This window comes from Paenibacillus sp. FSL P2-0136, from assembly GCF_037975325.1.
In the GTDB taxonomy this organism is placed as follows: Bacteria; Bacillota; Bacilli; order Paenibacillales; family Paenibacillaceae; genus Paenibacillus_AQ; species Paenibacillus_AQ silagei.
This window is the reverse complement of record NZ_CP150244.1, coordinates 2,436,116-2,460,581: the sequence shown is the minus strand read 5'-3', so window position 1 is coordinate 2,460,581 and position 24,466 is coordinate 2,436,116. Positions and strand designations below refer to the sequence as shown.

The 24,466-nt window shown below is 45.3% G+C and carries 13 protein-coding genes; all 13 read right to left on the bottom strand.

Translation table 11 applies throughout. The features are described 5' to 3' along the window. Positions 1-55: 55 nt before the first annotated feature. Positions 56-1,156 (bottom strand): ABC transporter permease, encoded by a 1,101-nt coding sequence (locus NYE26_RS10165; protein WP_162174685.1) that lies wholly within the window; start codon positions 1,154-1,156, stop codon positions 56-58. A gap of 44 nt (positions 1,157-1,200) precedes the next feature. After that, positions 1,201-2,334 carry an ABC transporter permease gene (locus NYE26_RS10160; protein ID WP_339255504.1) on the bottom strand — a complete coding sequence of 378 codons (1,134 nt, stop codon included), beginning with the start codon at positions 2,332-2,334 and terminating at the stop codon, positions 1,201-1,203. A 29-nt stretch (positions 2,335-2,363) separates the two neighbouring features. Further along, positions 2,364-3,287 (bottom strand): ABC transporter ATP-binding protein, encoded by a 924-nt coding sequence (locus NYE26_RS10155; RefSeq protein ID WP_036724993.1) that lies wholly within the window; start codon positions 3,285-3,287, stop codon positions 2,364-2,366. Continuing rightward, positions 3,265-4,113 (bottom strand): alpha/beta fold hydrolase, encoded by an 849-nt coding sequence (locus NYE26_RS10150; protein ID WP_339255501.1) that lies wholly within the window; start codon positions 4,111-4,113, stop codon positions 3,265-3,267. The genes NYE26_RS10155 and NYE26_RS10150 overlap by 23 nt, the downstream gene beginning before the upstream one ends. 20 nt (positions 4,114-4,133) lie before the next feature. After that, positions 4,134-4,634, bottom strand: coding sequence for a hypothetical protein (locus NYE26_RS10145; protein ID WP_339255499.1), 501 nt, complete (start codon positions 4,632-4,634; stop codon positions 4,134-4,136). Beyond that, entirely contained in the window at positions 4,624-5,397 is a 774-nt protein-coding gene (locus NYE26_RS10140) for a hypothetical protein (RefSeq protein WP_339255497.1), read from the bottom strand. Before NYE26_RS10140 ends, NYE26_RS10145 begins: the two co-directional genes overlap by 11 nt. Positions 5,398-5,450: 53 nt before the next feature. Continuing rightward, a complete protein-coding gene (locus tag NYE26_RS10135) occupies positions 5,451-8,273 on the bottom strand; it encodes a thioester reductase domain-containing protein (RefSeq protein WP_339255495.1) in 2,823 nt (940 codons plus the stop codon). 559 nt (positions 8,274-8,832) lie between these two features. Further along, a complete protein-coding gene (locus tag NYE26_RS10130; protein WP_339255493.1) occupies positions 8,833-9,828 on the bottom strand; it encodes a 2-oxo acid dehydrogenase subunit E2 in 996 nt (331 codons plus the stop codon). Positions 9,829-9,950: 122 nt separating this feature from the next. Next, a complete protein-coding gene (locus NYE26_RS10125) occupies positions 9,951-10,976 on the bottom strand; it encodes a transketolase C-terminal domain-containing protein (RefSeq protein WP_339255491.1) in 1,026 nt (341 codons plus the stop codon). Further along, the gene (locus NYE26_RS10120; protein ID WP_339257429.1) at positions 10,954-11,832 is read right to left on the bottom strand and encodes a thiamine pyrophosphate-dependent dehydrogenase E1 component subunit alpha; all 879 of its coding nucleotides are present in this window, start codon (positions 11,830-11,832) and stop codon (positions 10,954-10,956) included. Before NYE26_RS10120 ends, NYE26_RS10125 begins: the two co-directional genes overlap by 23 nt. A gap of 58 nt (positions 11,833-11,890) precedes the next feature. Beyond that, positions 11,891-12,133: an acyl carrier protein gene (locus NYE26_RS10115; RefSeq protein ID WP_036725003.1), complete on the bottom strand. Its 243-nt coding sequence runs from the start codon at positions 12,131-12,133 to the stop codon at positions 11,891-11,893. A 22-nt stretch (positions 12,134-12,155) separates the two neighbouring features. Next, complete coding sequence (locus tag NYE26_RS10110; RefSeq protein ID WP_339255489.1) at positions 12,156-14,186, bottom strand: condensation domain-containing protein; 2,031 nt, start codon at positions 14,184-14,186, stop codon at positions 12,156-12,158. 15 nt (positions 14,187-14,201) lie between these two features. Next, entirely contained in the window at positions 14,202-24,446 is a 10,245-nt protein-coding gene (locus NYE26_RS10105; RefSeq protein ID WP_339255487.1) for an amino acid adenylation domain-containing protein, read from the bottom strand. Positions 24,447-24,466: the final 20 nt, after the last annotated feature.

Sequence of the window (24,466 nt, the reverse complement as noted above, 5' to 3'; positions counted from 1 at the left end):
ATAGAGTTCTGCCATAGTTATATTCCTATCCTTGTCTAGTTGAATTAGTTGCCACTTAGGAAAGACTTCTGAATTTCTTTTCCCGCTTGCTGGTTATGATTACCGACACGGCTAGAATCACCGCTGCCATTCCGCCAAGTAAAAACGCGTTTCCAGCTATATCTCCCAAGGTTAATCCTTGCTGTAAATCCAGAATACTTCCCATAGCCCATCTTGCCGGTGAAATATAGGAAATGGCATTGATTAATTTAGGAAACAGCTCCACCTGAATAAAGCAGCCGCCCAGGATAACAATCAGCAGGTTCGCAAAATTGGAAATCATTGAAGCCGCATCCGCCTCTTCCGTAATGGAAACATAGAATGTCCCCAAGGAGACCGCCACCAACGCCGTCAGGAAGAGAATCAGAAACAGCACACCAGGCTCCACGCCAATGGAGGTATTCGTGAAATATTCCATGCTCAGGACTGCGGCCAGGATTTGAAAGGCGACGATGACCAGATTGCAGAGTACATTAGACAGATAATACATCCATACTTTGGCCGGAGAGAGGAAGATCCTGGCGTAAATATTGCGCTCCCTATCCGTATTGATTACATTCGCTATAGCTGATGAATTGAAGAAAATGAACAGGATCAAAAATCCGACAAAGATATTGGAATTGTTGTATTCCGTATACAAATCGTTAAGAGAGGTTTTCTCCACAAACTCAGAGCTGGCGATATAATTGCCTACCGCATTCTCGAATACAGCAGCATCCCCCCCAGAAATCTTGCCCAAGTTACGTAAATTCAACAAATGATTCTTGAGGATGGCCTGTAGCAGGGTATAGACGTTCTGCTCTTCATTTCCTTTCACTACTAGCTTCTCGATCGAATTATTTAACAATCCATTCTGGAATCCGCTGCGGATGACCAAAGCCGCATTGATTTTATTACTTTGAAAATTAGCCTCCACTTCATTCTCATCCATATAGAAGACCTTAATGCCCTCAAGACCGCCGACAATTTGGGTTACGGCTTCTGAGGCCCGGCTATGATCCCCATCCGCAATGCCTACGTTAACAAAGGTTGTGGAATAGCTGACCAGCTTACTGGCAATAATCAGGACGATGATCGGAGTAATGGTCATTAACAGAAAAGAAATCGGTTTATGCATTATCGAAATTCTTAAGTTATTTTTTATTAATGCATAAAATGTTCTCATGCTCTTAATTCCTCCTTCTTTTCTTTAGCAACCACAATAAAGAGACAGATGAATATTAAAAGGATAAATATGGAAGAGCTTACCCAGATAACTTGACTATCCTGCGCGTAGACACTTTTGAAAATGCCGACATTCACCCATCTTAACGGGGAGACCAGCAGGATCTTGCCGAAAACACCGCCCATATCATAAGGGAAGGGGGTATACGATCCCCCAAGAAAGGAGAAAATCGGCAGGATAATCACAGACAGAATCACATCCACTTTGCCGCGGGCTTTTAATAACTGGGCCAATAACATGCCTAGCGCCACATTGAATATGGCAAATAAAACGATATACAAGTACATGAGCACAGAATAATTGCCCCAGTTTACTCCCAAGTATGTGATAGAAAAGATAAAGGCTGGAATGAACACCGCTAAGGCAAAAATGGAATACGCAGCCAACGAAGCGAAATAATACTTTACCCTGCTAAGTCCTGTAAGTAAAATTCTCTCTTTGATTTTGGTTCTTTTATCCGTAAACAGATCCCCAATGGGAATCAGCATCATATACATCACCATAAGCGTTAATTCCACCACTCCATAATAATCATAGGAGCTCATGGCACTTTTGGAGGGAATCAGCTCTACAGGCACTTCATACGTGGCATTATCCGCGCCAATCAGTTCAATCGCTTTTTCCCCGTCTATTTTATAGGCTTCCTTAACCGTCTGAATGCTGCTGGCCACACTGCGGAATAAGGCTACCACTCTCGCTGTATTTAACGGCTCCGATTCATTTCCGTAGACCAGGATCTTCTCCTTATCCAGGTGCACGAATACTTTTTTGTTCACCCGTGCCTCTTTTTTGCCTTCTTTCTCTGAGTCGGTGTAGCCCATTTTGATCCCGTAATCTTTTTCGATGGATACAGAAGCTGTGGTTAAGGCATCAATAACCTCGGCTGCCATTCCTTCCGATTGATTGAGCAACGCAACGTCAACCTTGGTCAGATTTGATTTATCGGAGAAAGCACTCGTTAGAATCGAACCGATCAGAATCATTAAAAAGATAGGGAATATCATCAAGAATAATAACCACTTTGGATTTCTGATTTGATTTTTAATGATTTTCTTTATGATCTGAAACATATGATCTTCCTTTCCTCTAGACTCTATGGTCAGTCGCGTAATTTGCGCCCTGTCAATGTCAGGAATACGGTTTCCAACGTAACATCTGTGGTGCCGATACTTCTGATTTTCACATTTTTGCTGTTTACGTATGCAATAATTGCATTCAAATTATCATTTTCTTTTAACGACTCCACCTGGATCAGGTTGTCATTGATTTCCACATTAACCACGCCATCAATATGAGAGATTGCTTCCTTATCCAGTTCAAGAGCATCATCAACGGTTAACTGCAGAGATTTCTTATCACTGATCAGATCTGTTAATTCTTTCTTTGTACCCGAAGCAATGACCTGGCCTTTGTCAATAATGGCTATGCGATTACAGATCGCTTCAACTTCCTCCATATAATGTGTTGTGTAGACAATCGTCACGCCTTTCTCATTTAACCGCTGGACAGACTTCAGGATGTGGTTTCTGGACTGCGGATCAATCCCGACCGTTGGCTCATCCATAATAAGAATCTGCGGTTGATGGACCAAAGCAGTGGCAATATTCAATCGTCTTAACATCCCGCCGGAGAATGTCTTCGCTTTTTTACGTTTGACATCGGACAGGCCGGTGAATTCCAAGGCTTCATCAATTCCATTCTCCAATTCTTTCCCCTTCAGTCCATACAGCTCACCGAAGAACTTCACGTTCTCATACGCAGTGAAATTGTCATACAGGGCAATGTTTTGCGGGACAAAGCCAAGCTTTCTTTTCTCATCCTCCACCTTATTTCCGAATAGCCTGATGTTCCCCGATGTCGCATGCAGCAGGCCGCATACCAGATTAATCGTGGTACTCTTGCCGGCTCCATTCGGGCCTAACAGACCAAACACCTCACCTTTTTCAATGGACAGATTGAGTCCGTTTACTGCGGTATAGTCACCAAATTTTTTGACCAGGTTATCTATTTGAATCACATTCATCTTTCATCCTCCACTCTCTATGAGTTTGATCCGTAAGCTTATTCCCTATATCCATTAATTTATTGCGCAGATGGAACAGAAGCATATTGGGATTATCCATGAAATAAAAATGGTTCCCCTGAAAGAGGGTGAGTGCATATTTTTGGGTGGTGTATTTCTTCCATCCCTCTAGTTCTTTCTTAGTAGCAATGCTATCGCGGTTCCCGCCATAGATATCAAATGACACCGGGACAGCTTGCGCATTCTCAGGATTGTACGTTTCACACATTTTCATATCTTTTCTAAAGGTAGGCAGGATTAATTCCAGAAACTCTCTGTTTTCACTGAAAGCGTCCGGGATTCCGCCGAGACTGATGATTGTATCCATAAATTCAGCATTGCTCTTCAGATATAATTTGTCATTTCCGTCTTCGGTCAGACTCTCCGTGAACTTGTTCATATAGTTGGGTGCTTTCATGCTTGATATAATTACATATTCCGGTAAGTTAAGCCCCTGCTTATATATTTTTTGCGTCAGCTCATAGGAGACCAGCCCTCCCATGCTATGCCCGAACAGCACGTAGGGCACATCCGTGTACTCTTTCATTTCCTGGAGCAATAGATCTGTAAGTATATCCACATTATCAATGGCCGGCTCCGTTATTCTGGCCCCTCTGCCCGGCAGCCTGACCAAGCAGGTCTCCACATCTCGCGGCATCTGCTCTTCCCAGTGCAGGAAGGTTGACACATCCCCGCCCGCAGGAGGGAACAAAAACAAGCGTAATCTGATTTCGGACTTTTCGGCGTTTCTTTTGAAAAAAAACCATGGTTTAACCTCTTGTTTCATGTTACCCTCCACTATTCTCATTAAGCTGCAAAATTCAGATAGGTGTTAAGGGTATGGAATACCCCAAAGGTAATGGCGATCCCCACTCCCAAATGATCCCCCAGCCATTTCTCTGCTAAAGCGAAATACACGGACGGGAAGACGGACATCCCCATGAATACGAAAAAAGTCCCGCTGATCAAGGTATAGTCCATCCCGCCCGCAAAATAACGAATCCATAAAGCGTAATAGAGCAGTAAAAATACGGCCATTCCAACCACATACCTGCTTTGCAATGACGGGGAGCTTTTATTTACGCGGAAAATTAATACAAGCATAAGTAACACTTGGCTAACACGTTCAATATAACTAATCATTTCAACCTTGTTGTTAAAGGCCGCCCCGGTTCCGGCAGTTCCGTTTATCGCAAATGCGTAAAATAGCAGATTAGGAAGCAATACCAACAAAAGAATAATAAGGCCCTTGAGAGAAAAGCCGAGCCTGTTTTTAGTTAGGATGGGTTGCATGCGTTTATGCCGCACTCTTTTTTTGCTCCAGCAAGGTAGTCATGCTTTTTTCGAACTGCGCTTGATTCTTTCGCATATCAAAGAACATCCAGATGTGATACACAGCCCCCATAATACCGCCGAGGAGAGCCGTAATCTGCATAACAGTCATCTGACCGCCATCGAAATAAATGATTGTGTCTGTCATGGCAAAAACCATGGTGATGATCAAATCCAGTCCGACGATAATGCCCAAGATGTTGAGCTTGGAGGAGAAGACCTGATTTCTTTTGGCCAACAGCGAAGTTACCAGATACCATAATCCAAAGCCGCCAAACATCCAGATAAAGTCAGGGTCGAGCGGGAAAGCTGCTACTTCCAAGGCTACCCGGTACATTTCATTGCCTGTGGAATACAAAGTCATAACCTTCATAATAAAAATTTCTCTCATCCACTCCAAGGACAGCAAGCCGGCGCCGCCATAACCAACAATGGTTACCCATTTGTAAAAGCCTTCCCATTCATAGCTTTTGGATCTCAATGTTGAAACTGCTGCCGATATCCAGTAGATGGACAAGAAGCCGATCGCTACGAAAATATATCTCCATAAATGCGGAATAAACGGATGGGCGGCAATTTGCTCATAGAATTCCGTTCCTCTGTATTTCTCCGCCGGATCAATAGGCATCAGAATACCTATTCCCACGTAGAGCAAGCCTATGAGGAGAGAGACCCACATCCCGCTAGTGTACAGGCTCATTTTTTTTGCTGTCATTACATCCAATCTTTCCTTCATCATTGTTCCTCCTATAAAATCATATAATGTAAACTTTTCAGATCATCCACTTGCCCTCAGGGTGTTAACTCAAAATACTTTGTCTTCACAAAGTAATCCAAATAACGGTTGAACACCTCCTCTCCTACCTCTGGGCAAGTGATGGTGGTTTCACTCAAGCCTTTGGTAACATTGGTAGTGTCATACGTAATTTCCACATCCCATTCACCCATATCTTCCGGAATGAACGGCAGCATAGCCTTGGTGGTATTCAGATTAGGATTCTCGGCAACTCTGTCCACCAATTCATCCTTCCACTGCTCATAGGGCATTTTTTCAACTTTGAACCCATACGAATTCATCCAGGTATACACTTGATTTAGTGTGTTCATTTTACTGGCGACAATATGGAAGTTTTTGTTGCTTGATCCCGCTTGGATGGACAATGCCACAATAGATTTGCTGACATAATCCACTGGAATAAATTCTATATTCACATTCTCCTCGAACAATACTCCTGCCTCTACACAACTTTTGATCATAAGCCACATGATATCTCTGGTTTGACATGCCCCTGTGGTACTGGAGCCGGATATTCTGCCGACGCGGTAGATACTTAACGGAATGCCTCTCTCTTTGGCTAGAGCCATTATTCTCTCGCCAACCCACTTGCTTTGCTGATATCCCAGTACAAGCACCTCATGATCGGACGGAATGCTATCCTCGTATGCGATATAGCCGTTTTCGTGTGAGAGCGTAGAGAATACATAGTGAGTTGACACGTAATGTACCTGCTTTAACTTATGAGTGGATGCCAGACGTAAAATCTCCTGAACTCCCTGTACGTTTACATCTTTAATCTTGTTATACGGCTCCAGGAAATTAGTGATAGCGCCCGCATGATAGATGGAATCGATTCGGACTGCCAATTCGTTGAAATCCTGCAGCTGTTGGCCGAGCAACGGTCTGGCAAGATCGCCCGTGCAGACTTCTATTCTGCTTCTGTAAGCCTCGTCCCATAAATTGTACATTTCCATATTAGCCACAACTCTGTCGTAGCCGCTCTGCACACTGTCCGCACGGACCAGCAGCACCATATGATAATCTGTCATAGTAATAAGCTCCTGCAGCAGAAATGCCCCCAGGAATCCTGTCACACCGGTCAAAAGGACGTTATGGATCCGGGTATGATCCCACGCTTGAAGTTCCTTAGCTCCGGTAATTTCCTCGTCCAGCCACACCTCATTTTTCAAGAATTCCCGGGTCTTATAGCGGAAATTACTTACGGCGGATTCATTAATATCCTGTTTATTTTGCTCGCTTTTGACCGCTTCAATATACATCGCCATTTGCTCAATGGACGAACTGTCGAAGAAAATCCGCACCGGCAGCATCATATCAAAGGCATTCTTGAACTTTACAATGAGCTGGGCCGCCATGATGGAGGTTCCGCCAAGTTCGAAAAAGTTATCCAAAACTCCTACTTTGTCAACGTTAAGAATATCTGCCCACAGGCCGGCAATTTTTTGCTCCGTTTCCGTTCTCGGCTGCAGATATTCAGCCTTAACGCCTGTTCTTGTTTTCATTTTCGAATCCGCAATCGCCCTCATTATTTCTTTAATAGACTTTGTATGACTAACCAGATCGTTAATTTGAGCTTTTTCGGCTTCATCCAGCTTATTCCATCTGTTGAAAATGAACTGGTAGGGGTCGAAGCTGCGGTCTGCCTTGTGCGGTTTGTCTGGCATATCCGGTTCTTGGTCTGCTTTGTTAGGGTGGAGTGCTTCATTCGCATAATCCTCGAGCTTTTCACAAGAAATTGTCAGGGCTTCACCTGTGTGAACACGCTTCAAGTCGGTGCGGGTAATCCTGGCCAGAAATTGAGCCGCACTCTCATTCCTGCCGCTGGATTGATAGTGGAACACTATAGAGTCACACTGGTGTTCTCTAATTCTATTGGCTAATTCCTTCATTAAATGGTATTCAACATTTTTACCAAGCACCCGGCAATTTAAGAGCAGAGCGTCAACCTTGAAGCTCTTCTTATCAACTGTCCCAATGATGGTACCGGCCATGCCGTAATCTCCAAATCTGTCTTGTACCTTTACGGAATAAATCAATTGATTATCCCCGTCAAGCGCTCCGATGATTTCCTCCTGTGTCCATAGTAATCCTGTCAGGTTGAAGTCTTTGGTATTATGGAGGATATGCTCGATCTGTTCGGCCTGCAGCTCATTGATTTCCCGTAGAGTGACTTCCAGCTGGATGGATTGAAGGAATTCCTCCAGACTGTATTCCTCAGTTTTGTCTGCCAAGACAGCTTCGCCATTGCTGTAACGGGAAGCTTCAGCGGATATATAATCCAGAATCCCCGAGGCCTCTACGCTCTGCATCCACAGTGTCGAATCCTCCGGCAGCAGCACCTGCCGTATTCCGCTTAAGTGCAGCTCTTTCGTATCCAGTACAATGAATTGATCCAGTGAAACATCGTGTTCTCTATGTATTTGCAGGATTGCTTCTGTTATCGTTTCACACTCACAGCTCATATACTTACATTCTTGCTTGGTGAGGATGAGATCTTCCCTGTCCAATATGGCATTCAATTGTCCTGGAGCGGATCTGGAACACAGCATGATTTCATTTCCCCAGCTTACAAGTTCCTGCAGATAGCGCTGAAATAAAAGGTAGGAATCATCCGTAACCACTCTTTGCTCATCCAATTGATGAAGAACTGCGTGTCCCTCTTGTTCCTCTTGCTCACACAATAGGACATCCGCATCAAAGACAAGGATATTGCGCTTATTGCTCAGATCCAGCTTGATGATTCGGCTAATCTGTCTTGCAGCCTCTTTGTAGATGCTATTCACATAAGGAGCTTTGGCAAAAGCATACATGCCCATGTGATAGCTCTGATCTGCGCCGTATCTGCGGATCAGTTCTTCCCCGTCTGCCAGGTATATGCCTTCAACGAATCTAAGCTTATCCATCATAAACTTTCGCAGCATCATGGACGTTTCCATTGCACCGTACACAATTTGCAGGTCACCGACTCCCAGCGGTCTGTTCTCATAGACAGGAGGGAGCATAAAAATCAGCTTGCAGCGGAGTGCCGCCTTCGCCTGCAGAACGGCCTCGATCAACATCGACAGATCAGCCTTGCATGAATTAAAGCTCTCTTTCCGATAGAAATCTTTCCGGCCTATAATATCTTCCAACCGGGTCCAGATGACTAAATAATCCGGTTTCTTCTGAAATAATAAGCTGTCCGGGTCCATGCACTGGGATATGATCTGATTATAAGGTCCGGTTTCAATTTTGGACTGAAGCCCGAGTTCCTTGATATCTTCTTCAAGATAGTCTTCCAGTAAATCAGCAGTGAAGCTGGACAATACATAAATATTGTGCGGCATGTCACTCACTACATCCTCCTCCTTCACTCTCCACTTCCGGGCTCACACCTTACACATTGATCTCAAAATGTTCAAGCTTGCTCTTCAGCCGCGCCAAAAATTCGACCGCATAGAATCCGTTCACTACACGATGATCGTACGCCAGGCCAAGATTGATATAGCTTCTTTCTGCCACTGTCCCTTCTTTCAGGACCAATTCCTTCATTACCGCACCCACGGAGATCATCCCGGTCTGGCCCGGCAGAATGATGGGAATGACGCTGACCACATCGGCGCTTGTATTCAGACTAATCGTTATCGTTCCGCCCATCAGATCCGTTTCAGCAAAACTGCTTCTTAAGGCTTTATATTTATATTCCATCATTATTTCTGCAGTATGCTCAATTCTTCCAGCGTGTTCAGCTTTAATTACCGGAATGTAGAGACCTGTCCCCACATCGATGGTCACACCGACATTGACTTCAGCAGCAGGAATAAATGTATCTCCATCCTTCAGCTTTCCGTACATCAATGGGAATTCATCCTTGATCGATACCAGCAGCACCGGTAATACTTCTCCAAACCCTACAATGGCCTCAAGCTGCTCACCGATTTCCCGCATTCCGGTTAGAGCTTCATCACAATATACTTTCATTAATAAAAAGGCGTTTGGAATATTCGTATGCGATTCGGCTACTGTTTTAGAGACCTGTTTTTGATTCTTACTCAAGAGAATCCGGGCCTCATCCCCATCGATTCTTTGCTTCAGCAGCTCTTCCAAGTCACTTAATTTAATCAATTTCTTATTTAAGGCTGACAGCTCCTGCTGCGAAAATTGGTGCAATGCGGCAAACGCTTCTGCCTGATTGGAAAGTTTGTAATTGGCTGTGCTCTCTGCTGTGGCACTGCCCACGGATAATTCCTTGTATGTATTCATCTCTTGGAGGGACTCAAAAACAAAGGCAATAACCTCGCCGGTTCTCACATCGGTTTGTTCTTTAGCCGCAGGATAAAAATAGCCGTCTGCTTCACATTCGATATCAATAGCTGCCTTGGAGGTCTCCAAGGTGGTAATTAGATCACCGGAATGAATGAATTCGCCCTCCGCGCAATAATAGTTCTGGATCAAGCAGCTGTTATCATTCGCATTTAACTGTGGAACAACAATTGGTCTCATACCCGCCTCCGTTATCCTTCTTTAGCGATTTTCATCAGCTTCAGTACACTTTCATAAATGTCCTGTTCCCCTACCAGTACCTGGCTTTCATAATACTTAGATGCAGGAATAATGCTGTCAGAAGAACTTAAGAGCTCAATGGCTCCATCCTTCTGCTTATTGAGATATGGATATAATTTGACCGCTATTCCTTCGCCCCAGGTATGCCCGCTGGTCCCCTCTTCCACAATGAGAATCTTGCCGGCTGCAACCGCATCTTCAATAATGGCCTCGATTCCGCAGGGATACAGCTTGGAAGGTACCGCTACCTTAACTTCAATTTCATCCGCCATAATCAGCTTTTCAGCCACTTTCATGCACATGGAAGCCAAGCCTCCGGGGCAAAGGATCAGAACATCCGGTACACTGTTTTCTTCTATACTGGCGACTGCCCAGTTCTCATGGTCACCTTTAAAGGAATAGTTGAAAAGTTCATCGATTACGCCATTTTCATACCTGTACTGGGAATATATTATTTTTTCTTCAAAAAAAATACAAGGATTTTTCTCACTCAACATCCGGTTAAACACATAATAATTATCATGAAAAGGAGACAGCTCATACACGCTTAGATTCGGGATGCCCATGAAGTATTTTTGCATGCTTTGGCTGTGTGTAGGTCCGTACCCCCTGTAACCGCCATTCGCACATCTGACAATCATGCTGAGATCCAGCTTGTCCCCGTACATGGTTACCGACTTGGACGCAAAATTGAGCAGAGGGTCAAATGACAATGTAGTGAAATCCGAAAACATCATATCCACGATCGGTTTGTGGCCCATGATTGCCATTCCGCTTGCCATGTTGACAAATCCCTCTTCACTTATCGGCGTGCCAATCACTCTGTCCGGAAAATCATCAGATAATCCCTTGTTGATTTTGAAGGCACCCCCATAAGGCTCACGTACATCTTCCCCGATTACAACGACTGCCTCGTCCTCACACATCAGTTGATGAATGGCATGTCTCAAATTCTCATTTATTTTTTCTTTTTTCATAGTCCGCCCATTCGGCTCCCTCTCTGTGTATGACAAGTTCCTGCAGCGTTTGCATTTGATTCCGGACAGCTTCTTCAAGCTTTTCTACCCTTGCCTTATCGCTGGCTTTCATTTGGTTGTACCAGTAATTCTCCCGGACTCTTTCAAGCTCATCAGCACTTCTAGTATCATCACCTTTACTGTGGGACGCGACCCGATCTGTTATAAATTCAATGACCAGGGGTTTGGATTCTTTGCGGACACGGTGTATAGCGTCACCAGTCTGTTCTCTTATTTCATTAACAGCTTTGCTCCGGATGCACAGGTAATCAAGATCGAACCCCCGTACCCGGCCTTCTATGCTTCCCGACATGCTGTAGCTTTGATGGGTTGATATTGCTATTCCATTGTTCTCTACAACGATAACCATCGGGAGATTCCATATGCCGGCAAAGTTCAAGCTTTCGTATACGCAGCCCCTGCCAAAGGTTCCGTCTCCAATATAGACAAATACCAGATTATCTTGTTGCTTGTATTTATAACTCCAGGCGATGCCTGTGCCTACCGCTATGCCTTCGGCCTGAACCCCTGTAGATATAAAACGGTCTCTGCGAATGTGCTGGCTTCCTCCGATTCCATTGCATACGGCGCCTTGTTTGCCCATGACCTCTGCCAGCAAGCCCTGGGCATCCCCATATCTGGCAATATAATGCCCATGCCCCCGGTGATTGCTGATCACAAAGTCTTCTTCTTCAATGAACGGATTCAACGCTACCGGGATATATTCTTGTCCCATGCAGGTATGAGTGGTCCCTGTGACATGTCCGCTTGAAAAAAGCCCGAGGACCGATAGCTCATATTGACGGATCAACAGCATTCTTTCCAGATCATGATCACTAGTGCTTCCCGCCAGAACCGCCTGCCCGGCAATGGCATTATTCAAAGATTTCATTGCTTACTCCTTTGCTCTTTAAGACCGTTATAAAGGCGGCAAGATTTTTCAGGCTTTTTACTTCCTTGAAGGAGAACTTCACCTTATAGGTATCTTCAATAGTTGTGATTAACTTGATATGCTTCAGGCTTGTCCATTCCGGAGCATTTTGCGGTGACAAGTCTTCGTGAATCGTTTCTTTGTCCGGTATGGCCAGAATATCCGCAACAATCTCTTTTAATGTCATAACTTCAGCATCCTCTCATCATTCAGCCCGTTGACTGCAGTGCTGTATTGTAAATACTCATGACCAGTTCTGTGCCCATCGCCGTGTAATACTCTCTTAAATAAGGAACATGCCCTTCTTCATCACCAAGACCGTCGTTATACTCACTAAGCTTATATTTCACAGCGATTTCGTCTCCATGAAGTACAGATATATTCCCGTTTTTCGCACATTCCGCAGCTATTTTTTGCTCCGACTGTTGAATGAGCCGCTTTGTTTCATTCATCTGATTGACTTTATCCGATGCCGGACACAGATATAGGATGACCTTGGACTGATGCTTGTTCACAAAGCTACAGGCATATTGGATGAACCGGTTCGCATTGTCCGTCAGCACGGCTTCAAGCCTAGCATCCTTAGCATCCATGCCTTGAATCCAGTCCTCCAAACGGAGTAACAGGATGCCGATGCCCTGACTGCTTCTGCATAACAGTCCCGTATCATCAATCAATTGCTGGAACACCTGGCTATACGGTGCGAATTGCAGCTTATAGTCGATCCGGAGCTTATCCAGCCAGAATTCCATCGGCTCTCCTACCGGCCCGGATTCGAAGGAGGAGACGACCGTCATCACTACTTTCTTACGCGATAGAGAGGAGACGAATTCACCGATGGTCCGGTCAGGATTCTCAGTAATCAACTGGATTAATAGCTTGAAATCCTCAATCATCTGCAGAATGGTATCCTGGGCGAACAGATCCGTATTGTACTCGAACCCTGCAGATATTCCATTCTTCAGAATGGTTGCGTACAACGACAAATCGAATTGTGCCGTCTCTACCGATACTGGGAGTACTTCAACCTCAATTCCCGGAATACTAACACTCAGCATCGACTCCTCGGTCTGAACATACAGCACCTGGAACACTGGTGAATGCTGCATCTGACGTTCAATATCTAGGCCCGTTACCACTTGTTCAAACGGAATCTCCGCATGATTAAAGGCTTCCATGCAATGGTCTCTAACCTGGGTGAATAACTCTGCAAAGGTCATGCTGCTGGCTATTTCACTTTGGATCACTACCGTATTAATGAATAGGCCGATTAATTTCTCCAATTCAAGCTGGTTTCTGTTGGCAACCGGTGTTCCAATACAGAGCTTATTATCCAGACTGTAGCCATGCATCAGAAGGGTTAGCGCGGACATCATCATATGGTACATCGAGCCATTCATTTGCACACATCTGTCGCTCATTGCCTTCACTGCTTCTGTTTCAATGAAAAAGTATTCCGTCCTTCCCCGATAAGTCTGTGTGCTGCCCCTTCTATAATCGTAGGGTAAATGAATGGCCTTTGGTGCATCTTTAAGCTTGCCAATCCAATACTCCAGCTGATCATCCAGCTGGCCGCCTTCAATTCTTTTACGCTGCCATTCCGAATAATCGACATATTGTACCTGCAGCAATGAACGGGTAGCTTGTCCGTGAAGCCTGTCCCGATAGGCCCCGGCAATTTCATTCATGATTACACCAAAGGACCAGCCGTCACAGATAATATGATGAAGGGAAAGGGTCAATACGATTTCTTCTTCAGACAATATCAACACATAGAACCGCCATAAAGGGCCTACGGTCAAATCAAAGGGCCGTCTTGCGATTTCGCTGTTCATCTCCTTGATCTTGGCAGCTCTCAAAGAAGGGTCGGATTCTTCCAAATGAATAATATCCAGCTGGAACCTTTCATACGGCTTGATAATCTGTGACGGGATATAATCTATCGTGTTGAACACTGTCCTAAGACTTTCATGCTTCTCAACGACTGCATTGAGCACATCTTCCAGAATATCAAGTCTTATATCGCCTTTGAGCCGATAGGACTGCGGGACATTAAATACGCCACCGTTCATGAACTGCTCCATAAACCATTGTCTTTGCTGTGAAAAGGACTGGCTGAACGCATTCGAGGTTCTGGCCACCCGCTCAATATCCCTTTTTTTGCTGTCTCTGGACTTTGTAATTAGTCCTGCGAGCTGTTCCCTTGATAAGGATTTGATTTTATCCTTCTTAGTCTCCATATAAGTACTCCTTACTTATCTTTTCAAAAGCTCCTTAAGGCGCTTCCTCTTTACCTTCATGGCTTCCTTCTCTGTCTCCATCACTTCACTTGCAGAAGCGACTTCGGCATAGCTGCTCGTTGTCTCCCCCAGATATTCACAAAGACTGCGGATGGTTGGGTATTTGAACATATCCACCACTGTAATATTCGTATCAAAGCTCTCCTTGATCTTGTAATAGACCTGAACCACAAGCAGCGAATGGCCGCCAATATCAAAGAAATTATCATTGACGCCAATGTTCCGGGCATTCAGGACGGCTTCCCATATTCGCTTGACCTTGGCTTCGTTGTCATTGGCTGCTTCTACAAATTCATTCATTACGCTTCTTCTTAACCTTCCAGGCTCCGGAAGCATCTTCTTATTCAGCTTGCCATTTGGCAATAACGGCATCTCCGGCAAGACAATAAAGAACGATGGAATCATATAATCCTGTAATTGACTTCTGATATGTTCTCTGATGACAGGAATATACTTGTGGTTATCTTTCCACTCCAGAGGATTGGTGAAGTATACACTTTGGTCCTCATTGAAGCGGATGAAATTCGGTACTTCATAATCATAGGCACAGGTGTCCGGTCCATATTTATTCTTATGGAACAAGATCAATTGATAATCTCCGCTCTCGCCATGACCATTCCACAAAGCGCGAAGCCGGTAATTTCCGCCATCCTGCACGAGCAAATCATATAAGCTTGGAGCATACAGTTGAAGCTCTCTAACGTCTTCTCTCAGCTCACGGACAGTTGCAGCTTGTATCGCATCGTCATTCAGCAGCGACTCAACCTTGTTCTCATGAACCAGCTTATCGAACTGGACATCATGGATTACAATAACGTCATCCTGCCGCCCGGTGAGTATATCCTGGAGCCCCTGCTCCGCTTGTATATTCCGCCAGCTGAACTGAACGATATTGTCCAGCTGCTCCGCTTCTTTCGTTCGAATCACTACCTGATAGCGGAATTTACTCATCTCATTCTCGAACTTTGTTACTTTAGGCAGAATGGACACATGCTCTACCTGCTCCAGGGAGTCCTTAAGACTCAAGAAATATCTGGAGTCTAACAGCAGCTCATTCTCCGCTGTAATGGAATTCTTAATCCGGTCGTTTAATTCTTGCACGGTGGTATCCGCAGGAGCCTTATACCATTCCACCGAAGTATGATAGCTCTTCAGCAGCGGCAGGGAACGTACATCACCGATAAAAAGGGTTCCCTCTTTGTTCAGCATGCCTAAAAGAGTAGTAATCACCTCATTCAGGTACGCTCCGCTCGGGAAGTACTGAATGACAGAGTTGATAATAATGGTGTCGAACGTCTCATTCTGCAGCTCACCAAGCTCATCAGCCGATTTCTGATATAGTCTGACATTCATGGAGCTGTCCAAATTCCGTTCGATATAATCTAGGCCTATCCTCGATAGATCAATACCCACGTATTCTTCGCATAACGGGGCGATTTTGAACAGAATCATCCCTGTACCGCAACCGACCTCCAGTACTCTCCGCGGCTTAAAGCTCTTAATCAGATCTACGGAATCGGCAAGCCACTCTTCCATTTCCGGGATCCCAAGCTTCTCCCCGGTGTAGCTGCTGTTCCAGCTGATTGTATTTAAGCTGAAATCTTGAATCGTTTCCTCTTTGTTGTAGGCATTATCGAATATTGACTCCCACTGGGTGACCTGTTCCTTGCTCTCCTCCATGACATCCAGTTCTCTATAATTCACATCACGGACAATATAGGACACGATTCTTACATCATTTCCATCCTCTAGGTTTATAACTACGTTATCCTTAACGGAAGGATGGGACTGAATCACCTTTTCGATTTCCCCTAATTCAATGCGCAGTCCTCTTACTTTGACCTGATTGTCAGCGCGTCCTATGAAGTTGATGTTGCCGTCCGGCAGCAATTTGACAATGTCACCGGTCCGGTACATCCGTGCACCCACATATTTACTGAACGGATTCGGAATGAATTTCTCGGCTGTCAGGTCGTCCCGTTTGTAGTATCCTCTGGCCAGATTCACACCGGCAATGAATAGCTCTCCGCTCACATTGTAAGGAACGGGATTCATGTACTCGTCCAGTACATACAGCTGTACATTGGAAATGGGCTTGCCGATCGGCACTATCTCTTTATCCAGCTGCTCGCTGCAATCGTAGTAAGATACTTCAACGGAGGCTTCGGTAGGGCCATACAAGTTGTATAGACCTGCATCGAAGGTCTGGAAGAACTGTTCCTTTAACCGGTACGGCAATGCCTCCCCGCTGCAGAACACTTTTCTCAGGCTGCTTCCTGCCTGCTTGGCTCCGGGATGCTCCAGGAACAGCTTCAGGATCGAAGGAACAAAATGAGCGATGGTAATCTGTTCATCCCTGATCAGCTGAGCGAGATACTCCACGTCTTTATGCCCTTCCGGCTTCGCTATAACCAGACAGGCACCTACCGTCAGCGCCCAAAAAATCTCGCTGCAGGATACATCGAAGCTGAAGGGTGTCTTCTGCACCTGCCGATCTCCCGGCTGCATCCCAAATTCTTTTTGGCCCCATACAATACGGTTTCGGATGCCGCTGTGAATATTAATCGTTCCCTTAGGCTTTCCTGTCGAACCTGAGGTATAAATCATGTATGCCGCGTGGGTACCTTCAACCTGTACTCCCGGATTATCTGTACTCATCGGCAGGAACAGTTCCTTATCCCGCAAATCCACCTTCCGGATTCCCGCAAGCGCATCGGTCTCGTCCATGCAGTACAGCACCAGCTTAACCTCAGAATCCTGTAGCATATAATCTACCCGGTCCCGGGGGTATGTTGGATCAATAGGGATATAGGCCGCACCTGCTTTTAGAATCCCATAGACAGCTACCATCATTTCAATAGACCGGTCTGCGTACACACCAACAAAATCTTCACTGCCTATCCCCTGCGCAATCAGATAATGGGCGACTTGATTCACCCGCATATTAAATTCCCGATACGTAAGCGTGTCTCCCTGGAATCTCAGCGCCGGTGCATCCGGTCTTAAGGTAGCCTGTTCTTCAAATAATTCATGGATAAATAATTCTTTCTCAAATGTATAATCCGTCTTATTGTGCTCATAGAGGATTTCATTGATTTCTTCTTTATCCATGAAATTGAACTGCCTGATTTTTTGATAGGGATCTGCGCATAGGCTGTTGATGATGTTCTCCAGATGCCGCATCATCTTCCGTATGGTGCCTGTTTTATAGATATCCGTATTGTATTCACATAAGGTGTGCACTCCGTCTTCCAGCTCTCTCATAGAAATCCAGAAATCGAACATTGCTGATTTATTGTCTGTTTCCACTCTGGTAATCGCAAGATTCGGCAGCTTGAAATCTGGCAGTGCTTCATTTTGAAGGGAGAACATCACTTGGAACAACGGGTTTCTGCTTAAATCGCGTTCTAGCTCCAATTCATCCACCAGCATCTCGAACGGCATATCCTGCGCATCATAGGACTCCAGCGCACTTGCCTTTACCCGTTCAATCAATTTCATGAAGGAAATATCGCCTGACAAATCATTGCGGAGCACGAGTGTATTCACAAAGAATCCGATTGTATTCTCTGTCTCCATCCGCGTACGGTTGGCAATCGGGGTTCCAATAGCGATATCATCCTGTCCGGTATATCTTGCGAACAGGACATCGACCGCCGCAAGATAAATCATAAAGGGTGTAGCTCCCGTAGTTTCTGCCAGTTCATTCACCCGGTCCATCATGCTCTTGTTATATACAAAGAAGTCCTTTTTCCCGTTAAAGGTCTGTACTTTCGGTCTGTCGTAATCCGACGGAATATCCAGGGTAGCAACATCCTTGAGCTTGTTCTTCCAATATACGAACTGGTCTTCTTTAACCTTTCCGGTGAACCAGTCCCTCTGCCACTGGGTATAATCCGCATATTGCCATTCAATTTTGGGTAATTCGGCCGGCTTTTGATTCACTAAGGCATCATATAGCTCGACGAATTCTTGTACAAAGACTCCCATAGACCAGCCGTCAGAAATAATATGATGCATGGTGAGGAAAATAACATGCTCATCTGCGGCGAATTTAAGCAGCTTACATCTGATTAATGGTCCGTTTTTGAAATCAAATTCCTGATGGACTTCTTCATCTGCCAGTTCGGTAATTACCTGTTCTCTTGCCTCTTCTTCCACATGCGTTAGATTCTGCAGAGGGATACAGACGGCATCCACATCATGCAGAACCTGCATAATTTGCCCTTCAATGTTGTCGAAGGTCGTTCTGAGTCCTTCATGGCGCTTGACGATTTCTGTAACAGCCTGCTGCAGGCAGGAGACATTTAGCTCGCCTTTAAGCCTGATGGTCTCCAGAATATTGTAAAACGCGCTTTCTTCATCATATTGTTTTAAGAACCAAAGTCTTTGCTGGGCATAAGAAGCCGGTATGCCCTGTTTCTTCTCTTCATCAGATAATTTTGAAAGGGGACCTTCCCCCTTAGAATCCGTAACCGGGCGAACCCTCTCTTCCACAAGCTTAGCCAGCGCTCCAACGGTCGGATGATAGAATAAGTCATTGATGGCAAATTCGATCCCGTATTCTTTTTTAATTCTGGAGACGACCTGGGTTGCCTTTAAGGAATGTCCTCCAAGCTCAAAGAAGTTATCATTCATCCCTATCTTCCCGGCGGCTAATACTTCGGACCAAATGTTGCTTATGATTCTCTCAGCATCTGTAGACGCTTCTACATATGGCTCTGCTTGTTCCTCTTCGATCACTTCACCATCCCTATTGACCGTGAGCATCTTCAGCGTGCTTACCGCGCCATAATCATCTAGGACCTTGGCGTTCTCAAGCTGGAGAAGAGCCTCTGTATCTTCCTGCCTGTAGACAGCAAGATATTCTTTGGCATACACTTTCTCATCGATTCTGTGGCTGATATGCACATTATTCTCGTCAATTCCTACATAGACCATGTCGTCACCAAGGTTCAGCAGGGCTTCAAAGAATAACAGGCCATCCTGCTCACTGATCACATGCTGCCCGATGGATTCACTGAGACTGTTAATGGATTGCAGGCTGCCCGCAGTCATTCCGATCTTATCCCACATCGTCCAAGAGATACATTTCACTGCATACCCTAATTGGCCGGCTGCATACTTACAGAACATTTCCAGGAAGCTGTTTCCTGCCGCATAAGCACTGAAGGTCGCACTTCCGAGCAGCGAGGTCACCGAAGAGAAAGTAATCAACATCGCATCTTTTCTGCTTTTCAAGAGTTCAAACAAATTTAGCACGCCATAGACCTTCGCATTGAATTCTTCGGTAAAAGTCTGCTGTCCGATTTCCGTAATCAGGTATGAATCCCGGTTGTCAAAATGCCGTTGGTAGCTTGAATTCCCGGCAAGATGGATAATTCCATCAATCTGAATTCCCTTCGATTGCTCATAATCTTCAACCGCCTGAACGATGGAATCCAGCACACACACATCCGCCTGCCGGTAACTGATGGAAGTTCCTAGTGCAACTAATTGGTTGTAATGTTGAACTCTGCTATCATTATCCTCACGAGTCCCCAGATCGCTTCTTCCCAGGATCAGAAGATTCGCTTGATAGTTTTCAATGAGCTGACTGCAGATTTTTGTGCCGATGCCCCCAAGGCCCCCGGTTACCACATAATTTCCGCCTTGTTTGATCCTTGTCTTGGGTTCTGCTTTCCGTAAAGGCACATTCCGGAGCTTCCAGGTTAATCGCCTGCCGTCACGGTAACTGATTTCCTTCACGGCAGTCTCTCCGTGCATAATCTCAGCGCGTAATAAGCGGGCGTCCTGCTTGATATCCCTGCCTTCCAAATCGATCAGCAGCGATCGTAAACCCGTATTCTCCGTATCCAGAGTAGCCATGAAGCCGATTAATGCGGCATTATCATAACGGGTTCCCAGGCCGCCTGCATCCTGGAACACATTGCTGCTACCCACATACAGGCTTGTAGAAGCGCATAGGTCATTGTCCGCCAATACCTGCAGTAAGTGGATTAGACTAAAGACACCGAGTTGGTTACTGCTTGAGATATCTGTATCTCCGCTAGCGTTGATTTGATAAGTGGGAAGATAGATCATATGATCAGCCTTCCACCCGGTTTGCTTAAAATAGTCAAACAGCTCTTTGCAGCCCTCATAACGGGTATAATCACAGCCATAATGATTCCGGTCATATACCTGGAAGCGGTCCTCTTGCTTGACCGATATGACCCTGGTCTCATCCAGGCCCATACCTTCTATGAATTCACCCGCCAATCCGTGGCGGTCCTCAAACACCAGGATATTGATGCAGGGTACGGTGCCCTCTTTAAGCTTAAAGCTCAGCGGCTTCCATACTTTCTTGAATATCCATGGCTTTACGGTGTTCTTATTTCTGACGATTTCGAGTTTTTTCAGGACAGCATCGTATTTGCCGGCAAGCAGGGAATCTCTTAACAGAATCCGCTGAATTTTACCAATTCCTGTCTTTGGAATCTCTTTTTTAGCCAGAGGGATAATGTATTCAATAACAAGCCCGATTTTTGAAGTGATGACCTTTTGCATCTCTTTGATGATTCCTTTGAGCCTCACGGCATCCATAGATACCGGATGGAAGAATATCGCTAGTTCTTCCTCTTGTGAACCGCTTGCTTTGACTGATACCGCAGCCGTATAAGATACTTCAACCCCGTCAATCTCCTCAAGGATGGCCTCAATTTCCGAATTATTATAATTGACACCATTGATGATAATGATGTCTTTGGCCCTGCCTGTAATGGTAAGTCCCCGGTCGGTTATAATCCCCAGATCCCCCGTATCGAACCAGCCGTCTGACGTAAATGCTTCGGCGTTTGCTTTGGGGTTATTGTAATATCCCGGTGTAATACACACCCCGGCCATCTGAAAGCGTCCCTCTGTATAAAGAGGCACTAATTCATTCTGAGCATCGACAATACGGATGCTGTTCCCTGGAAGAGGTCTGCCTACACTTACACTGCTATCCTCCTGCTTCACTACATCTTGACCGAAATCCGTGGAATATATGGAACCCGCACAAGTCTCGGACATCCCGAAGCACGGCATCATTGCCGACTTATCCAGATGATATGGCTTAAGGATCTCATTAAACTTCAGTGCGGTCCGCGCCACCACCACTTCTCCGCCGTTGGTTATAAATCGCAGGGCAGACAGGTCAATATTCAGTTCTTTGATTCCACCCTCAAGGCTGTTAATCAAATTAAAGGCGAAGTTGGGTGCCCAGGTATTCGTAGCTCTGAAATCACTCATCAGCGTAAGCCAACGGAGCGGAGCTTCCAGAATATAATTAACAGGTGCCAGAATCTCCTGGCAATGCAGATAGATGTCTCTTACATTACACATTACAATTCCGCCCACATGGTCCATAGGCATCCAGTTAAAGGTCACTTCTTCTGGACCAAACCCGTTATTTTGGCAGGCGGCAATGGTGCGTCTCAGAATATTTCTGTGGGTCTGCATAACTCCTTTCGGCATTCCTGTGCTTCCCGAGGTAAGCAGCAGCAGCGCTACATCATCCGGCTTCACCTCGTAGGTGATTTCTAGTTCCCGGCTGTTCATCAATTGTTCAGCGGAATAGACGGTGAACTCTTCTTCGCCGCCAAGAACTCCGGGAACACTGCGAATACTTTCAGCCAGAGCTTCATCCGTCACAATCACAGGCTGTTCAAGCATTTTCCAAGCATTCAACAGTTTGCGGATCACTGCATTATCTTCTTTATAAGAAGCAGCTACCGTAGCCGGAATCCCGATAAAGCCGCCTAACATACAAGCCCAGAAGGTATTTACATAATTCCGGTTGTTATCCATCTGATAGATGACCTTGTCCCCAGGCTGCAATCCTCTTTCGATAAGACCGCAGCAGATAGCCTTGGCTTCACTGTAGACCTGCTTATAGTTAGCAAACTCAATGCTGCCATCATAATTAACGAACCGGATGCCATAATCCTCAGGAGCTTGATCGGCAGCCCGTTTGATGTAATAACCCAGATCAAAGACGGTATCCTCAGGAATGATCACTTCTTCTCCAACAATGAGTGATAGCTGTGTGTCAGCGCCGCTCTCTTCCTTGCGGGCTTCAACCACTTCAACGTTATCCGTTTTGCCGGAGCTCTTCTTCTTAATAAAAGAAAAATGCTCGGCCAAATCGGAGATATGCACGTTATCCCGGCTGATTCTTACGGCCTTGCGCACGAACTTCACAGGAGATTCACTCATAGCGCTCTGCTCATCCGGGATCACTAAGTTACTCCAGCGCTGAATGAGGTTGTCATTAATAATTTCCAGTTCGAGCAGATCATTGATTTTGACAACGCCATCTCTGTAATAAGGAATGTTTGACACAGGAACGAACTCTGCTGCTGCCAGACAATCCTTCTTATTTAAGTCAAGCAAGATGCACAATCTGTCGGCGATTGCACTTCTTATGGCTCTGGTTCGTTCTTCATCGAATGCCGCTTGTTCCACTACAGCATCCGTCACCGGCTCCACATAATAGACAACAAGCTTGGATTCACCCTTCCTGTTATAACGGTGAAGCATCTTCACGTCTTCTACTAATGATTCCGCTCTTAGGGCACGCTCCAGCGCAGGCAAATCACGTTTGATTCCGCCAATTACCATGCTGGTGCTTAAGGTCTCATTAATCATTAACGTTCCATCTGCATAATAACGGCCCATGTACCCAGAGGCGGTCTGATCCGGCGTACATACACTGCCTTCGAATCCGTCCGGAAGCGGGTGCCCATATGTATCAACAATCAGAACGCGCGGTATAGCGGAAGCTGATATCTGAGGGATAGGCTGGTTATGCAAGTTCACAACGGCGGATACTGCCTTCCCTGCTTTGAAATCTGTATTCTGCTCAGATGGAAGCAGTTGAATCGTGCGGATAGCTTCATTTATTTTAAGGACCATTTCATCCAAAATCGTTATGAAGCTCCTTTGAAATTCTTCAATGATCCTGTCGCTGAAATAAGCGGAATTATAAATCGTCTCCACAAGGATTCCGTGATCCGGCTTAACCACCCAGGCCAGCGGATAATTGATTTCTTCTCTTAATTGCAGCTCTGTTATTGAGAACTCTGTGATATCCTTATAAGCCTGAGCGTTGGCATAATTCTCATATACAAAAATACTCTGGAATAATTGAGGCAGATTATGAGCGCTGCTGATCTCAGCCAAAGACATATATTCATGGGGACTGCGGCTGATTTGATCCTGTGTGAGGTTCTCCAGGCACTCCAGCAGGGTAAGGTTACCGTCTAACTGAACACGAACCGGAATGGTATTGATAAAGATGCCTACGGTTTGATCGATACCTTTTAATTCCGCAGGTCTTCCCGACACAGTTGTCCCATAGACAACATCTTCTTTTCCACTGTATCTACTCAGCAGAATGGCAAAGGCAAGATTATACAGTTGATAGGAGCTGAACCCATTACTTTTAGTGATCTGCTCGATAGAATGATGTATATCCTCTGGAAGCCGTAAGGAGAGTTTACGGGTCTCACCCTTCTGCTCTTCCACTGCAGGTACAGTATAGAGAGGCAAAGCTTCCTCAAAGCCCTTCAGCTTGTCTTTCCAGTACTGTCTGGAGACCTCGGCATCCTGTTTATGCAACCAATGGATATAGTCCTTAAATGATGCGGATTTGTGCTTCGCCGGCGCTTCCCCTGTCTTGAACGCTTTATAATTCCCGAACATTTCCTCCAGTACCAGAGGCAGTGACCAGCCATCCATGATAATGTGGTGAAAGCTCCAGACAAAATAATAGCTGTCTTCAGTAATTTGAATTAGAGCAAACCTCATCAGCGGAGCCTTGTCCAGTTCAAAACCCATCATTCGATCATTTTCAAGAAACGTGCTATAATCATGCCCGATTTCTTCAAGCGGCAGATTGCTCCAGTCATACTGAATGTAGCTGCATTCACATTGCTTCAAAACTACCTGAACAGGTTTTTTCACACCTTCCCAGACAAAGGCGGTTCTTAGAGCGGAATGATCGTTAATGACCTTCTGCCAGGAATCCCAAAAATATTCGAAATTAATCTGCCCGTGTAATTTGCACGAGAATTGCTCCAAATACATGCTGCTGCTTTCACTTTTCAAGCTGTGGAACAGCATGCCTTCCTGCATGGTGGATAATCCATAGATATCTGCAACGTTCCTCTTGTTCATGTATTCTCCTCTTTCTTGTC

What these genes read in the sequence shown, in the direction of transcription:
- NYE26_RS10120 (WP_339257429.1), bottom strand. Translation starts at nt 11,832, where the DNA reads ATGCTGTTGATCCGTCAATATGAGCTATCGGTCCTCGGGCTTTTTTCA.
- NYE26_RS10115 (WP_036725003.1), bottom strand. Translation starts at nt 12,133, where the DNA reads ATGACATTAAAAGAGATTGTTGCGGATATTCTGGCCATACCGGACAAA.
- NYE26_RS10160 (WP_339255504.1), bottom strand. Translation starts at nt 2,334, where the DNA reads ATGTTTCAGATCATAAAGAAAATCATTAAAAATCAAATCAGAAATCCA.
- NYE26_RS10165 (WP_162174685.1), bottom strand. Translation starts at nt 1,156, where the DNA reads ATGCATAAACCGATTTCTTTTCTGTTAATGACCATTACTCCGATCATC.
- NYE26_RS10155 (WP_036724993.1), bottom strand. Translation starts at nt 3,287, where the DNA reads ATGAATGTGATTCAAATAGATAACCTGGTCAAAAAATTTGGTGACTAT.
- NYE26_RS10135 (WP_339255495.1), bottom strand. Translation starts at nt 8,273, where the DNA reads ATGGGCATGTATGCTTTTGCCAAAGCTCCTTATGTGAATAGCATCTAC.
- NYE26_RS10105 (WP_339255487.1), bottom strand. Translation starts at nt 24,446, where the DNA reads ATGAACAAGAGGAACGTTGCAGATATCTATGGATTATCCACCATGCAG.
- NYE26_RS10140 (WP_339255497.1), bottom strand. Translation starts at nt 5,397, where the DNA reads ATGATGAAGGAAAGATTGGATGTAATGACAGCAAAAAAAATGAGCCTG.
- NYE26_RS10125 (WP_339255491.1), bottom strand. Translation starts at nt 10,976, where the DNA reads ATGAAAAAAGAAAAAATAAATGAGAATTTGAGACATGCCATTCATCAA.
- NYE26_RS10150 (WP_339255501.1), bottom strand. Translation starts at nt 4,113, where the DNA reads ATGAAACAAGAGGTTAAACCATGGTTTTTTTTCAAAAGAAACGCCGAA.
- NYE26_RS10110 (WP_339255489.1), bottom strand. Translation starts at nt 14,186, where the DNA reads ATGGAGACTAAGAAGGATAAAATCAAATCCTTATCAAGGGAACAGCTC.